We start from the raw sequence: 14,553 nt of genomic DNA, 5'->3' as shown, positions 1-14,553 counted from the left end.
ACAGGCGCTAGAGCGCCGGCCCGGCGACCCCCTGGTCCGTCGTCAGCGGCACCCGGCCCGTGGCCGTGCTGCGGCGAGGGCCGCCGATCAGACGCTTCTGCAGCCAGAACGCGAACCAGGACAGCAGACCACAGGTGGCGATGTAGATCGCGGCGACCACCAGGTAGCTCGGCACGTACGGCAGGTCGAAGGCCAGGCGCCCACCGATCTGCTTGCCGGCGTACAGCAGCTCCGGCAGCGCGATGATGAAGCCGAGCGCGGTGTCCTTGAGCAGCACCACGAGCTGGCTGACGATGACGGGCAGCATCGCGCGCACCGCCTGCGGCAGCAGGATCGACAGCATCACCTGGGTCTTGCGCATGCCCAGCGCGTAGGCCGCCTCCGACTGCCCCCGCGCGACCGCGAGCACGCCGGACCGGAAGATCTCGGCGAGCACGGCGCCGTTGTACACCATGAGGGCGATCACCAGCGGCCAGAACGGCCCGATCTTGTAGCCGAGCTGGATCGGGCCGTAGTAGGCGAAGAAGATGAGCACGAGCAGCGGGATCGCCCGGAACAGCTCGACGAACGAGGTGGCCGGCGCCCGCAGCCAGGCGTGGTCGCTCAGCCGCCCGGCGGCCAGCAGCGCGCCGAGCAGCAGCGCCAGCACGGCCGCGGTGCCCGCGACACGCAGCGTGGTCAGGTAGCCGTCCCGCAGCTGGTACTGGATCGCCGTGTACTCGAACTGCTGCCACTTGAGCGGCTCGAACTGGCCGGTGTCGTAGAAGCGCCAGACGATGTACGCCAGCAGCGCCACGATCCCGAGGGCGCTCACCACGCCGAGGATCCGGTTGCGCAGCCGAGCCTTCGGGCCGGGCAGGTCGTAGAGCACGTTGGTCATCGCGCGACCCTCCAGCGTCGCTCGAGCGTCCGCTGCAGAGCGACCAGCGGAACCACCAGAATCAGGAAGCCGATCGTGACCCACAGCAGGACGTAGATCTGGTTCTCGCCGCGCTCGGACAGGTACGCCTGGATCGCGCCCGCCTCGGCGACCGAGAATCCGGCCGCGATCGTGGTGTTCTTCAGCATGGCGTTGAGCACGCTGATCATCGGCGGCACCACCGTGCGGAACGCCTGCGGCAGCACGACCGAGCCCAGCACCTGGGCGAACGTCATGCCCAGCGCGCGGGCGGCCTCGGCCTGCCCGACCGGCACCGTGTTGATGCCCGAGCGCAGCGCCTCGCACACGAATGCGCTGGTGTAGGCGATGAGAGCGATGCACGCGCTGGGGAAGTAGTCGATGTTGACCTCCAGCTTCGGCACGGCGAACACCAGCAGCGCGAAGACCAGGGTCAGCGGGCAGTTGCGCAGCAGCAGCACGTAGGAGGTGCCGAAGGCGCGTAGCGCCGGCACCGGGGACACGCGCATCGCGGCCAGCAGGGTGCCGAAGACCAGCGACCCCGCGGCGGCGATCAGGAACAGCTCGATCGTCGCCAGGAAATGCGACCCGATGACGTCCCAGTTGTCCGTCAGGACGTGAAAGAACTCGTTCACTCGCCCTCCGCTTCGCTCCGGCAAGATTGAACGGAGCCCTGTCCTATCAGGTGAGCAGCCCCTCCACTGCGCTCCGGACCGCTCACGCGCTGCCCGTCGGAGGGAATGAGGCGGGACGCCGCCCCCGGTAGGAGCGGCGTCCCGATGTCACGATCAGTACTTCTCGAGCGGCGGCGCGGTGGCCGGGGAGCCCGACTTGCCCAGCGTGCCGTCGTAGATCTTCTGCCAGGTGCCGTCCTTCTCGGCGGTCTCCAGCGCGCCGTTGACGAAGTCGCGCAGCGCCTTGTCGTCGTGCGGGAGGCCGATGCCGTACTTCTCCGGGTACGGCTGGCTGGTCGCCGGGTTGACGAACGGCTTGCCCACGACCTTGAGCTTGCTCTGGTTCTGGGCGGCGTAGCCCTTGAGGATCGCGTCGTCGGTGGTGACCGCGTCGACCTTCTTGTCGATCAGCTGCGACACGCACTCGGAGTACGTCTTGAACTCCACGACGTTGCCGTCCTCGGTGAGCTTCAGGTCGCGCACCCGCTGGATCGGCGTCGAGCCGCTCACGGAGCACACCTTCTTGTCCTTGAGCGAGTCCGCGCCGGTGATGGACGTGTCGTCCTTGCGCACCAGCAGGTCCTGGTGCGCGATGAAGTACGGGCCGGCGAAGGAGACGTCGGCCTTGCGCTTGTCGGTGATCGAGTAGGTGCCGACGTAGTAGTCGACCTCGCCGCCCTTGATCGCCGACTCGCGGTTGGCGGACTGGATTTCCTTGTACTCGATCTTGGCCGGGTCGATGCCCAGCTTCGACGCGATCAGCTGGGCGATCTCGATGTCGAAGCCGCAGCGCTTGCCCGAGGCGTCCTTGTAGCCGAGGTTCGGCTGGTCGGCCTTGACGCCGATGACGACCTTGCCGGCCGGCTTGATCTTGGCGAACGTGGGGCTGCCGGCGATGTCCACGCCGCTGGCCGGCGTGAAGGACGTGCCCGAGGACATGCACGCGTCGCTCGCCGCGGCGGGCGCGCCGGACTGGCCGGCCGGCGTCTCCGGGGTGGGGGTGCCCTCCTTGCCGCAAGCGGCGAGGCCGAGCGAAAGCGTGGCGACCGCGGCGACGGCCGCGATCCGCGTGATTCGCATTCTGCGTGCTCCTTCCATGACCTCATGACCGCCCGGACGAGCCGGCCGGCCGCTGGCGCACCGGGGCCGGTACGCCTGATCTCGTGTGCCGAGGTATGTCTGTGCGTCAGTGGGTGAGGATCTTCGACAGGAAGTCCTTGGCGCGCTCGGTGCGCGGGTTGGCGAAGAACTCCGCCGGCGTGGCCTCCTCGACGAGCTGCCCGTCGGCCATGAACACGACCCGGTTGGCGGCGTGCCGGGCGAAGCCCATCTCGTGGGTGACCACGACCATGGTCATGCCCTCGCCCGCCAGGGTGGTCATCACGTCGAGCACCTCGCCGACCATCTCCGGGTCCAGGGCGCTCGTCGGCTCGTCGAACAGCATCGCCTTGGGCTGCATCGCCAGGGCGCGCGCGATCGCCGCGCGCTGCTGCTGTCCGCCGGACAGCTGGGCCGGATACTTCTCCGCCTGCTTGCCGATCCCGACCCGTTCGAGCAGGCCCATCGCCCGCTCCCGGACCGCGGCCGGCTTCTCCTTCCGGACCTTGACCGGGCCGAGCATCACGTTCTCCAGCACGGTCTTGTGCGCGAACAGGTTGAACGACTGGAACACCATGCCGACCTCGCTGCGCAGCTTGGCCAGCGGCCGGCCCTCCTCGGGCAGGCGGGTGCCGTCGACGAGGATCTCACCCTGATTGATCGGCTCCAGCCGGTTGATCGCCCGGCACAGCGTCGACTTGCCCGATCCGGACGGTCCGATCACGACCACGACCTCGCCCCGCCCGATGGACAGGTTGACGTCCTTCAACACGTGCAGGTCGCCGAACCACTTGTTCACGCCACTGAGCACGATCAAAGGCTGGTCAGTCATCATCCGCCCCACTGCATAGTGATGGCCGCCTGTCTCCGCGGTGCGAATGACGTTAGCGGGGCAAAGGGCGTTGATCCGCGACACTGCGGTCACGGAGCGATAACAACGGACGATTTGCCTGGCGCGTGCCTGACGGGCCGGTTTTGGTGACGCGGCAGGCGAGGCGGCCGACGTCCAGCTACCCGGCCTCGTGGATGCTGTCCCGCCTCGTGGATACGGCCGGTGAGCGGATCGGGGGCTATTATTCGTGCTGCCATGACTGACAACCGCACCTTCCGCGTGATCACCTACGGCTGCCAGATGAACGCGCACGACTCCGAGCGCATCTCCGGACTGCTGGAGGAGGCTGGCTACGTGCCGGCGGACGGCGACGGCGAGCCCGACGTCGTCGTGTTCAACACGTGCGCGGTGCGGGAGAACGCCGACAACCGGCTGTATGGCAACCTCGGCCACCTGCGCCCGACCAAGCGCGCCCACCCCGGCATGCAGATCGCCGTCGGCGGCTGCCTGGCGCAGAAGGACCGCGGCGAGATCGTGAAGAAGGCGCCCTGGGTGGACGTCGTCTTCGGCACGCACAACATCGGCTCCCTGCCGGTGCTGCTCGAGCGCGCCCGGCACAACGCCGCCGCCGAGGTGGAGATCCTCGAGTCGCTCGAGGTCTTCCCGTCCACACTGCCGACCCGCCGTGAGTCGACCTACGCCGGCTGGGTGTCGATCTCCGTCGGCTGTAACAACACATGCACGTTCTGCATCGTGCCCGCGCTGCGCGGCAAGGAGAAGGACCGCCGCCCCGGCGACATCCTGGCCGAGGTCCGGGCCCTCGCCGCGGAGGGTGTCCTCGAGGTCACGCTGCTCGGCCAGAACGTGAACTCGTACGGCGTCGAGTTCGGCGACCGCTACGCCTTCGGCAAGCTCCTGCGCGCCTGCGGCGACATCGACGGCCTGGAGCGCGTCCGGTTCACCAGCCCGCACCCGAAGGACTTCACCGACGACGTGATCGCCGCGATGGCCGAGACCCCGAACGTCTGCCACTCGCTGCACATGCCGTTGCAGTCCGGCTCCGACGCCGTGCTGCGCGCGATGCGCCGCTCGTACCGTGCCGAGAAGTACCTCGGGATCATCGACAAGGTCCGCGCCGCGATGCCGGACGCCGCGATCACCACCGACATCATCGTCGGCTTCCCCGGCGAGACCGACGCCGACTTCGAGCAGACGCTCGAGGTGGTCCGCGCGGCCCGCTACTCCAGTGCCTTCACCTTCCAGTACTCCAAGCGTCCCGGCACCCCGGCCGCCACGATGGACGAGCAGGTGCCGAAGCGGGTCGTGCAGGAGCGGTACGACCGCCTGATCGCCACGCTGGAGGAGATCAGCTGGGCGGAGAACAAGCGGCTCGTGGGCTCCACGCTGGAGGTCCTGGCCGCCGTCGGCGAGGGCCGCAAGGACACCGCGACGGGCCGCCTCTCGGGCCGCGCCCGCGACGGCCGGCTGGTGCACTTCGCCGCCGACCCGGACGCGGGCATCCGCCCCGGCGACGTCGTGCACACCACGGTCACCTACGCCGCGCCGCACCACCTCAACGCCGACGGCCCGCTCGTCGCGCACCGCCGCACCCGCGCGGGCGACGCGTGGGAGGCCGGCCGGGTCACCCGCACTCCCGGCGTGTCCCTGGGCATGCCGGCGATCGGCGTCCCGCCGCCGCAGCCCGCCTCCCACTGCTGACGAACCGCCGCCGGGGGTGAGACCCGCGCGGTGAGGTTGCGGATGATTTGTCGGACAAGTCGGTCGCTCCGCGCGGGTAGCGGCGAGCAACGTTTCCGTGATCATGCGCCTGGCGTCCACGATGAGCGGGGTTCGCCATTATCACGGAGTGAACGTGTTGCTTTTTGTGCATGTTCACTCCGTGATCATGGCGAACATGATGGCTGGTCGACGCAGATCGACGGCGATGCCCGGTCTCGACTGGCGCCGAAATACGTTGACCACTACACGCAGGCGGCGTGTAGTGGTCAACTTTTCTATGTCGGACGGGACTCTGCCCGTCACTGAGGAAGTCCGTCAGCCGGTGTGCTCCGCCATCGCCAGGAACTTGCGCTTCGACTCCAGGGCCTTCTCGGCATCCTTGATGCGGCGCTGGTCGCCCGCAGCCTGGGCGCTCGCCAGCTGCTGCTCCGCCCGCGCCACCTGCTCGCGCATCTGCGCCAGGAGGGGGCTCGCCTCGGGCGGGGTGCGCCGCCACGCCGCGTCCATCGCGGACTTCACCCTGTCCTCGACCGCGCGCATGCGGCGGTCCAGGCCGGCCTGCGACTCGCGCGGCACCCGGCCCACGTCGTGCCAGGCGCCCTGGATCTCGCGGAGCTTGTTCTGCGCGCCCTTCGGGTCGCCGTCGATGTCGAGCGCCTCGGCCTGGGCGAGCAGCTCCTGCTTGCGGTCGAGGTTGCCCTTGAACTCGGCGTCGCGGGCCGAGAAGACCTCGCTGCGCCGCTTGAAGAAGGCGTCCTGCGCGGCCCGGAACCGCTCCCAGAGCTTCTGCTCCGTGTCCTTCGCGGCGCGCGGGGCGGACTTCCACTCGGTCATGAGCTCCTTGAGCCGGGCGGCCGTCGCGTTCCACTCCGTGGACTCCGACAGCGACTCGGCCTCGGTGACGAGCTCGTCCTTGCGGCCCTGGGCCTGCTTGCGGCTCGCGTCGAGGGTCGCGAAATGCGCGCCCCGGCGGCGGGTGAAGGCGTCGCGGGCGGCCGCGTAGCGCTTCCAGAGCTCGCTCTCGGCCTTCTTCTCGACGCCGTGGATCGACTTCCACTCGTCGAGGATCTCCTTGAGCCGGTCGCCGGCGGTCTTCCAGCCGGTCGCCTCGGCGGCGATCACCTCGGCCTCCTCGACCAGGGCGGTCTTGCGGGCGAGGGACTCGGCGCGCGCCGCGTCGCGGGCGGCCCGGGCGGCGCCGGCCTTCTCCTCCGCTATCGAGGTGAGCTTGTCGAGGCGGGCGGCGAGCCCGTCGATGTCGCCGACGACGTGTGCCTCATCGAGGCCGCCGCGCAGGCGGCGAATGGTGGACAGTGAATGGCCGGCGTCGGCGGCGCCACTGCCCAGCCGAGCCTCGATCAGGTCGACCTCGGTCACCAGGTCGGCGAACCGGCGCGCGAAGTGGGCCAAGCCCTCCTCGGGTGTTCCTGCCTGCCAGGACCCGATGGCCCGCTCACCGGCGGCCGTCTTCACGAAGACGTTGCCGTCGGCGTCGATCCGTCCAAACTCCATAGGGTCGCTCATCTGCCCATCCTCGCTCCCGGCGCCGGCAGGATCGGGTATCCCACCGTTACGCCGCCATCGCACAGCAAAGTTCCCCAGGGCATTCTCACAGGTGTGCCCCGGGGCCGGTCGAGTGCCTGCGGCCGAACCGTGACCATTCCGGTGCCATTCATGGGTCGCACGGCTGCGCAGCGACCGTCCCCGATAACGTTAGGCCGTGTCACTCGTCGCCGCCGCGGTCTGCCCACATCCACCACTGCTCGTGCCGGAGGTGGCCGCCGGGGCGGCCGGCGAGCTGCACGACCTACGGGTTGCCTGCCGCGCCGCAGTGGCGCACCTGACGAACGCCTCGGTCGACTCGCTCATCGTCGTCGGTTCCGATACCACGACGGTACGCCGTCAGCCGCCGTTCGGGGGAACCCTGTACCCGTGGGGCATCGATCTGCCGGTCGGCGACCCTTCCGGCGAGGAGCTCCCGCTCAGCCTGCTGATCGGCGCGTGGCTCGCCCCGCACGCCGGAGACTTCCAGAGCGTCGCCGCCGACGCACCGCCCGCCGAGTGCGCGCGGCTCGGCCGGGCGCTGGCCGGGGAGGCCGAGCGCGTCGGGTTGCTGGTGCTCGGGGACGGATCGTCCTGCCGTACCGAGAAGGCTCCCGGCTTTTTCGACGCCCGCGCCGAGCCCTTCGACGCCGCCGTGGCGGCCGCCCTGGCCGCGGCCGACGCCGCGGCGCTGGCCGCGATCGATCCGGGCGAGGCCGGCGAGCTGCTGGTCGCGGGCCGGGCGCCCTGGCAGGTGCTGGCCGGCGCCTGCCAGGCCGCGGACCGCAAGATGGCCGGTGAACTGCTGTACGACGCGGCCCCGTACGGCGTCGGCTACTTTGTGGCAACCTGGCGGTAACCAAAGGTGAATTCTCGATGAACAGGGTCCTCGCCGTCGTCGGACCCACGGCGGCGGGCAAGTCCGCGCTGAGCCTGCGCCTGGCCGAGGCCCTCGGCGGTGAGGTCGTCAACGCCGACTCCATGCAGCTGTACCGCGGGATGGACATCGGCACCGCCAAGCTCACCCCCGCCGAGCGGGGCGGCGTGCCGCACCACGTCCTGGACATCTGGGACGTCACCGAGCCCGCCAGCGTCGCGGTCTACCAGAGCCTGGCCCGCGCCGCGATCGACGACATCGCCGCCCGCGGCCGGGTGCCGCTGCTCGTCGGCGGCTCGGGACTGTACGTCCGGGCGGTGCTCGAGGACTTCGACTTCCCGGGCACCGACCCCGGCCTGCGCGCCGAGCTGGAACGGGAGCTGGCCGAGGCGGGGCCGGCGCCCCTGTACGCCCGGCTGCAGGCCGCCGACCCCGTCGCCGCCGGGCGGATCCTGCCCAGCAACGGCCGCCGGATCGTGCGGGCCCTGGAGGTCAACGCGCTCACCGGCACGGCGTTCACCGCGGCACTGCCGCAGCCGCGCCCGGTGTACGACGCGGTGCAACTCGGCGTCGACGTCGACACCGCCGTGCTCGACGCGCGGATCGAGGCGCGGGTGGACGCGATGTGGGCGGCCGGCTTCGTCGAGGAGGTGCGCGGGCTGCTGCGCGCCGGGCTGCGGGAGGGACGCACGGCCGGCGGCGCCCTCGGGTACCGCCAAATCATGAACCATCTCGACGGACTGTGCGGGGAGGACGAGGCGCGGGCGGAGACCGCACGCGCCACCCGGCGCTTCGTGCGCAGGCAGCGATCCTGGTTCCGCCGGGACGGGCGGATCCACTGGCTCGACGGTGCCGCGGCGGACATCACCGGCGCGGCCTTGAGCGCGGTGCGGCAAGATTGACGCCATGCGCTTCGCGAAAGGCCACGGCACGGGCAACGACTTCGTCATTCTGCCCGACCCGGACGGCACCCTGCCGCTGACCCCGGCCCTCGTCGCCGCCCTGTGCGACCGGCGGCGCGGCATCGGCGCAGACGGCGTGCTGCGCGTCGTGCGCAGCGCCGCCCACCCCGACGCCGAGGCGTCCGCCGCCGGCGCGGAGTGGTTCATGGACTACTGGAACGCCGACGGCTCGCAGGCGGAGATGTGCGGCAACGGGGTGCGGGTCTACGCGCGATACCTCGCCGAGGCCGGCCTGGTCGACCCGGAGGGCTCGTTCGACCTGGTCACCCGCGCGGGCGTGGTGCCGGTCACCATGGGCGAGGAGATCTCGGCCGGGATGCCGCTGCCGCGGGTCTACGTGCAGAGCGAGGCGGCCACCAGCGAGGCGACCTTCACCGGCACGGCGGTCGACGTGGGCAACCCGCACCTGGTCTGCGCCGTCGACGAGCCCACCCTGGAGCGGCTCGACCTGACCCGCGCGCCGGCGGTCGACGCGCTGATCTTCCCGGCGGGGGTCAACGTCGAGTTCGCCGCCGTGGGCCCGGCCCCGGCGGGCGCCGACCTGTATCGGCGGATGCGGGTGTACGAGCGCGGCTCCGGGGAGACCCAGTCGTGCGGGTCCGGCGCGTGCGCGGTGGCCGCCGCGGCGCTGCACCACGCGGGCCTCGACGGCGGCGTGGTCGTGGTCGACGTGCTCGGCGGCCGGCTCACCGTCACCGCGACGCCGACGGAGTTCCTGCTGCGTGGGCCTGCGGTCGTCGTCGCTCACGGCGACGTCGACGCGCAGGCCATCCGGCAGCTCGCTCCCACCTACTCCTGAGGCCGGCTCGAGGCCCGGGGGCTACCGGACCGCGGGCCTGCCGTCGGGGGTAGCCCCGTCGAGCATCGAGTCCAGCTGGGGCCCCTTGGCCGCGGCCCGCACCGCAGCCGCGACGGCGGGAGCGACCCGCGCGTCGAACACGCTCGGCACGATCACCGTCGGGTTCAGCTTGTCCTCGCCCACCGTGTCGGCGATCGCCCGCGCCGCGGCCAGGGCCATCTCGTCGGTGAACTCGCGCGCCTGCGCGTCGAGCATGCCCCGGAACACGCCGGGGAACGCGAGCACGTTGTTGATCTGGTTGGGCTGGTCGGAGCGGCCGGTGGCGACGATCGCGGCGTGCTCGCGCGCCTCCCGCGGGTCGACCTCCGGGTCGGGGTTGGCCAGCGCGAACACGATCGAGCCGGGCGCCATCGTGGCGATGTCGTCGCCGGTGAGCAGGTTTGGCGCGCTCACCCCGATGAACACGTCGGCGCCGCGCAGCGCCCCGCGCAGGTCGCCGGCGTAGTTGTCCTTGTTGGTGTTGTCCACCAGCCACTGCCAGCCGGCCGACAGACCGGTCATGCCGCGGTGCAGCGCGCCCGGCCGGTCGGTGGCGATCACGTCGCCGACACCCTGGCGCAGCAGGAGCTTCATGATCGCGGTACCGGCCGCGCCGGCGCCGCTGACGACGACCCGGACCTGGCTGATCGGCTTGCCCACCACGCGCAGCGCGTTGGTGAGCGCGGCCAGCACGCAGATCGCGGTGCCGTGCTGGTCGTCGTGGAACACCGGGATGTCCAACTGCTCGCGCAGCCGCTCCTCGATCTCGAAGCAGCGGGGCGCGGCGATGTCCTCGAGGTTGATCCCGCCGTACGCCGGGGCGATCGCCCGCACGATCGAGATGATCTCGTCGGTGTCCTGCGTGTCGAGTACGACCGGCCAGGCGTCAACCCCGCCGAAGCGCTTGAACAGGGCGGCCTTGCCCTCCATGACCGGCATCGCGGCGTAGGGCCCGATGTTGCCGAGGCCGAGCACCGCCGAGCCGTCGGTGACCACGGCGACCGTGTTGCGTTTGATGGTCAGGCGCCGGGCGTCGTCCGGGTTTTCGGCGATCGCCAGGCACACGCGGGCCACGCCCGGCGTGTAGGCGCGGGAGAGCTCGTCGCGGTTGCGCAGTGCGACCTTCGGCGCGACCTCGATCTTGCCGCCGAGGTGCAGCAGGAACGTGCGGTCGGAGACCTTGCGCACGTCGACCCCGTCGACCTTCTCGAGGCAGGCCACGACCTGCTCGGCGTGGGAGGAGTCGGCGGTGTCACAGGTGAGGTCGACCACGACGTTGGCACTGTCGGAGTCGACGACGTCTACCGCCGTGACGATTCCGCCGGCCTCGCCGACCGCGGTGGTCAGGCGGCCGATGGCGGAGGCGTCGGCGTTGACGGAGACACGGATGGTGATGGAGAACCCGGCGCTGGGCAGTCTGTGTGTGGCAGGTGTCACGAGCCCATTCTCACCCCGGCGATCACCCGGCCGACCACCCGGTGTGCCCGAATTGCGGCGCGTCGATGCGATACCGCCAATATCAAGTGCCTCGGTGGCCGTGAAGTGTCAGGATTGCAGGGTTGACGCAGCTTCACCGAGGAGATCATCTTGCGCGCACGAACGAGCTTTTCCGCAGACGCCTACGACGCGGACGCAGAGGAGTTCGAGGATTTCGTTGACGACGGCGATCTCGAACTCGCGGAGCGGCACGCCCTGCGGCGCGTCGCCGGGCTGTCCACCGAGCTCTCCGACATCACCGAGGTCGAGTATCGCCAGCTGCGCCTGGAGCGCGTCGTGCTGGTCGGCGTGTGGACCGAGGGCAGCGTCACCGACGCCGAGAACTCGCTGACCGAGCTGGCCGCGCTCGCCGAGACGGCCGGCTCCCAGGTGCTCGACGGCCTCATCCAGCGCCGCGGCCGGCCCGACCCGTCCACCTTCATCGGCCGGGGCAAGGTCGAGGAGCTGCGCGCCGTGGTGACCGGCAGCGGCGCGGACACCGTCATCTGCGACGGCGAGCTGTCCCCGTCGCAGCTGCGCACCCTGGAGTCGCAGGTCAACGTCAAGGTCATCGACCGCACGGCGCTGATCCTCGACATCTTCGCCCAGCACGCCAAGAGCAAGGAGGGCAAGGCCCAGGTCGAGCTGGCGCAGCTGCAGTACTTTCTGCCGCGCCTGCGGGGCTGGGGCGAGGCGCTCAGCCGGCAGGCCGGCGGCTCGGCCAGCGGCAACGGCGGCGTCGGCCTGCGCGGTCCCGGTGAGACCAAGCTGGAGATCGACCGGCGGCGCATCCGCACCCGCATCGCCCGGCTCAAGCGCGAGATCGCCGCGATGGCGACGATCCGCGACACCAAGCGCGCCACCCGCCGGCGCAACCGGGTGCCCGCGGTGGCCATCGCCGGATACACCAACGCCGGCAAGTCCAGCCTGCTCAACCGGCTGACCGGGGCGGGCGTGCTGGTCGAGGACGCGCTGTTCGCCACACTGGACACCACCACCCGGCGGGCCCGGGCCGCGGACGGGCGCATCTACACGCTGTCCGACACGGTCGGGTTCGTCCGCCACCTGCCCCACCAGCTGGTCGAGGCCTTCCGGTCCACCCTCGAAGAGGTCGCCGAGGCAGATCTCGTACTGCATGTCGTCGACGGTTCGCACCCGGACCCCGAGGCACAGGTCAGGGCGGTCCGCGAGGTGCTGGCCGAGGTCGGCGCCGACGCCGTGCCGGAGCTGCTGGTGATCAACAAGCTGGACGCGGCCGGCGAGGAGACCCAGCTGCGGCTCAAGCGGCTGTGGCCCGAGGCGGTCTTCGCCTCCGCGCGCACCGGCGCCGGCATCGAGGACGTGCGGGCCGCGGTCGAGCGCCGGCTGCCGTGGCCGGCGATCGAGCTGACGGCCGTGGTGCCGTATGAGCGCGGCGACCTGGTCGCGCGGGTGCACTCGGTCGGCGAGGTCCTGGAGACCTCGCACCTGGCCGAGGGCACGCGGCTGCGCGCCCGGGTGACGGAGAGCCTCGCCGCCGAGCTCGCACCCTACGCCGTGTGATTACGTAGCGTTGTATCAATCAGTTACTTGGAGTGACAGCCGGACCGGGCACCCCCAATCCTGGTCCGGCTCTGCCAAACTTGTGCGATGCGACGACGGGTGGTGTTCTGTGCGGCCGCGGCGATCGGCCTGTCGGCCGGAGTTCCGGCATCGGCCGCGGCTCACGCACCGTCACCCGCGACCGGCCCGTCCCCGGGCACCGCCGTCTGCACGCCCAACTCGAAGGAAGTCAACGAGATCTCCGGCCTGGTCGCCACGCAGACCGGCTACTACGCCATCCAGGACAGCCAGCCGCCCCCGGGCAAGCCGAAGATCTTCGTTCTCGACAACGACTGCAAGCTCGTCAGCACAATCAACTACCCGACGAGGGCGCTCGATCCCGAAGACGCCGCCATGGATAAGAACGGCACGCTCTACATCGCCGACATCGGCGACAACGACGAGGTCAGCGGCGGCACGAAGGACCCGCGCCCGACGGTCGCGATCTGGACCATGGCCCAGGGGGCGAAGCAGCCCACCATCAACCGGCTGGCCTACCCCGACGGCAAGAAGCACGACGCTGAGGCCCTGCTGATCAACGGCGACGGCCTGCCGATCATCATCACCAAGGCGGCGCCGAGCGAGGTGTGGGTGTCGGAGGGCCCCCTGGAGCCCGAGAAGACCGTCAAGCTCAAGAAGGCCGGCGACTTCACCACCCAGGAGACGAAGACCCCCAATCCCCTGGGCATGCTTGGCTGGAAGCTGGTCACCGGCGCGGCGTCCTCCCCGGACGGCTCGAAGGTTGTCGTCCGCACCTACTCCGACGCCTACGAGTTCGACGTCCCCGACGGCGACGTGGTCAAGGCGATCACGACGGGCAAGCCGCGCATCACCCCGCTGCCCAACGAGCCGCAGGGCGAGGCGATCACCTACACGCCGGACGGCAAGCACTACATCACCGCATCCGACATGGATTCCTCGAAGAAGGCGCCACTGCTGAAGTACACGCCGACCGACATCTCGGCCGGCGCCGACAACGGCAATGGCAACGGCATCCCGTCGCCCAAGGCGAAGGACCAGAGCTTCATGAAGTCCATCACTCTGCAGGACATCACCTACGCGGTCGCCTTGATCGGCGTTCTGGGCCTGGGCCTGGTGATCGCCGGCGTGATCGGCATCCGCCGCTCCCGGGCGGCCCGCCGCACCGCCGGCCCCAACGGCCCGAACACCGGCCCCATCCGAGGGCAGTCCGACGCCGTGCCCGACGACCGGGACATGCCGGCCACGATGGGCGCATACGGCAACGACCCCTTCACCTCTGACGACCCCTACGCCGCTGACGAGCCCTACGGCCCAGGCGGCCCGCGCGGCGGCCGCGGCGGCCGTGGCGATTCGGCCGGCGGCGGCAACGTCTACGGCGGCCGCCAGCCCTCAGGTCCCGCAACCGGTCCGCCCGGCGGCGGCAACGTCTATGGCGGTGGCCCCGGCGGCAGCTCAGGCACCGGCAATGTGTACGGCGGCGGCTCGGCCGGTCCGGCCGCCGGTGGCGGCAACGTCTACGGCGGTAGCGGCTCGGGCGGCGGCGGCAGCGTCTACGGCGGCGGTCCAGGCGGCTCGGCCGGCTCGGGCGGCCCCGGCAACGTCTACGGCGGCTCGGGCGGCGGCGGTGGCAACGCATACGGCGGCCCGGGCGGAGGTCGCGGCGACGCGTACGGCCGTGGCTCGGGCGGCGGTGGTGGCGACGCGTACGGCGGCGGCGTGGGTCGCGGTGGTGGCGACGCGTACGGCCGTGGCTCGGGCGGCGGCAACGCGTACGGCGGCGAGCCGAGGGGCGGCTACGGCCCACAGCCCGAGCAGGGTTACGCCCAGGGCCCCCCACCGTCCGCGTACGACCAGCGCGGCGGCTACGGCCGCAGCGACCACGACGGCTACGACCGCGGCTACGCCCCACACCGCTGACGCGAGGCGCGCACCGCTGATCACATCCGCGGCCGCCTCGTAGCGTCCGCGCCTGGCCCACCCCGGCCGTTCGGCGTGCCCGTCTGGCCGCCCCGCGTCCGCGCGTGCGACCCTGCCGTATGGGCGACGGCGCGCG

The 14,553-nt window shown here is 71.2% G+C and carries 12 protein-coding genes; 6 read left to right on the top strand and 6 right to left on the bottom strand.

Annotation, left to right across the window (positions count from 1 at the left end):
* Positions 1 to 7: 7 nt before the first annotated feature.
* The 4 genes from ABT297_RS06570 to ABT297_RS06555 all read right to left on the bottom strand — a co-directional run bounded on the left by ABT297_RS06570 (position 8) and on the right by ABT297_RS06555 (position 3,505).
* Entirely contained in the window at positions 8 to 880 is an 873-nt protein-coding gene (locus tag ABT297_RS06570; RefSeq protein ID WP_350545428.1) for an amino acid ABC transporter permease, read from the bottom strand.
* On the bottom strand, positions 877 to 1,533 hold the full coding sequence (locus ABT297_RS06565) for an amino acid ABC transporter permease (protein ID WP_350545426.1): 657 nt from the start codon (positions 1,531 to 1,533) through the stop codon (positions 877 to 879). The genes ABT297_RS06570 and ABT297_RS06565 overlap by 4 nt, the downstream gene beginning before the upstream one ends.
* 153 nt (positions 1,534 to 1,686) lie before the next feature.
* Positions 1,687 to 2,652 (bottom strand): glutamate ABC transporter substrate-binding protein, encoded by a 966-nt coding sequence (locus tag ABT297_RS06560; RefSeq protein WP_350545425.1) that lies wholly within the window; start codon positions 2,650 to 2,652, stop codon positions 1,687 to 1,689.
* A 106-nt stretch (positions 2,653 to 2,758) separates the two neighbouring features.
* Positions 2,759 to 3,505 carry an amino acid ABC transporter ATP-binding protein gene (locus ABT297_RS06555; protein ID WP_350545423.1) on the bottom strand — a complete coding sequence of 249 codons (747 nt, stop codon included), beginning with the start codon at positions 3,503 to 3,505 and terminating at the stop codon, positions 2,759 to 2,761.
* 252 nt (positions 3,506 to 3,757) lie between these two features.
* On the opposite strand from ABT297_RS06555, the gene miaB reads away from it, so the two are divergent.
* Positions 3,758 to 5,221, top strand: a complete 1,464-nt coding sequence (gene miaB, locus ABT297_RS06550; protein ID WP_350545421.1) for a tRNA (N6-isopentenyl adenosine(37)-C2)-methylthiotransferase MiaB — start codon at positions 3,758 to 3,760, stop codon at positions 5,219 to 5,221.
* A gap of 336 nt (positions 5,222 to 5,557) precedes the next feature.
* Here miaB and ABT297_RS06545 read toward each other — a convergent pair whose 3' ends face one another.
* The gene (locus ABT297_RS06545; protein ID WP_350545420.1) at positions 5,558 to 6,766 is read right to left on the bottom strand and encodes a DUF349 domain-containing protein; all 1,209 of its coding nucleotides are present in this window, start codon (positions 6,764 to 6,766) and stop codon (positions 5,558 to 5,560) included.
* A 196-nt stretch (positions 6,767 to 6,962) separates the two neighbouring features.
* Between ABT297_RS06545 and ABT297_RS06540 the strand changes: the two genes are divergently transcribed.
* From ABT297_RS06540 to dapF, 3 genes are read left to right on the top strand one after another with little or no spacing between them, the layout of a single operon-like run.
* Positions 6,963 to 7,643 carry a class III extradiol dioxygenase subunit B-like domain-containing protein gene (locus ABT297_RS06540; protein WP_350545418.1) on the top strand — a complete coding sequence of 227 codons (681 nt, stop codon included), beginning with the start codon at positions 6,963 to 6,965 and terminating at the stop codon, positions 7,641 to 7,643.
* 17 nt (positions 7,644 to 7,660) lie between these two features.
* On the top strand, positions 7,661 to 8,563 hold the full coding sequence (gene miaA / locus ABT297_RS06535) for a tRNA (adenosine(37)-N6)-dimethylallyltransferase MiaA (RefSeq protein ID WP_350545416.1): 903 nt from the start codon (positions 7,661 to 7,663) through the stop codon (positions 8,561 to 8,563).
* Between the two features lie 4 nt (positions 8,564 to 8,567).
* Entirely contained in the window at positions 8,568 to 9,422 is an 855-nt protein-coding gene (gene dapF, locus ABT297_RS06530; protein ID WP_350545415.1) for a diaminopimelate epimerase, read from the top strand.
* A gap of 21 nt (positions 9,423 to 9,443) precedes the next feature.
* Here dapF and ABT297_RS06525 read toward each other — a convergent pair whose 3' ends face one another.
* Positions 9,444 to 10,898 carry an NAD-dependent malic enzyme gene (locus tag ABT297_RS06525; protein ID WP_502885507.1) on the bottom strand — a complete coding sequence of 485 codons (1,455 nt, stop codon included), beginning with the start codon at positions 10,896 to 10,898 and terminating at the stop codon, positions 9,444 to 9,446.
* Positions 10,899 to 11,048: 150 nt separating this feature from the next.
* Here ABT297_RS06525 and hflX point away from each other — a divergent pair, with 150 nt between their 5' ends.
* Both hflX and ABT297_RS06515 read left to right on the top strand, forming a co-directional pair.
* On the top strand, positions 11,049 to 12,479 hold the full coding sequence (gene hflX / locus ABT297_RS06520) for a GTPase HflX (protein WP_502885506.1): 1,431 nt from the start codon (positions 11,049 to 11,051) through the stop codon (positions 12,477 to 12,479).
* A gap of 87 nt (positions 12,480 to 12,566) precedes the next feature.
* Positions 12,567 to 14,417: a hypothetical protein gene (locus tag ABT297_RS06515; RefSeq protein ID WP_350545413.1), complete on the top strand. Its 1,851-nt coding sequence runs from the start codon at positions 12,567 to 12,569 to the stop codon at positions 14,415 to 14,417.
* The last annotated feature ends 136 nt before the right edge of the window (positions 14,418 to 14,553 follow it).

Origin of the sequence: Dactylosporangium sp. NPDC000555 (assembly GCF_040300025.1) — a bacterium.
Classification (GTDB): Bacteria; Actinomycetota; Actinomycetes; order Mycobacteriales; family Micromonosporaceae; genus Dactylosporangium.
This window is presented reverse-complemented; position numbering and strand designations above follow the sequence as displayed.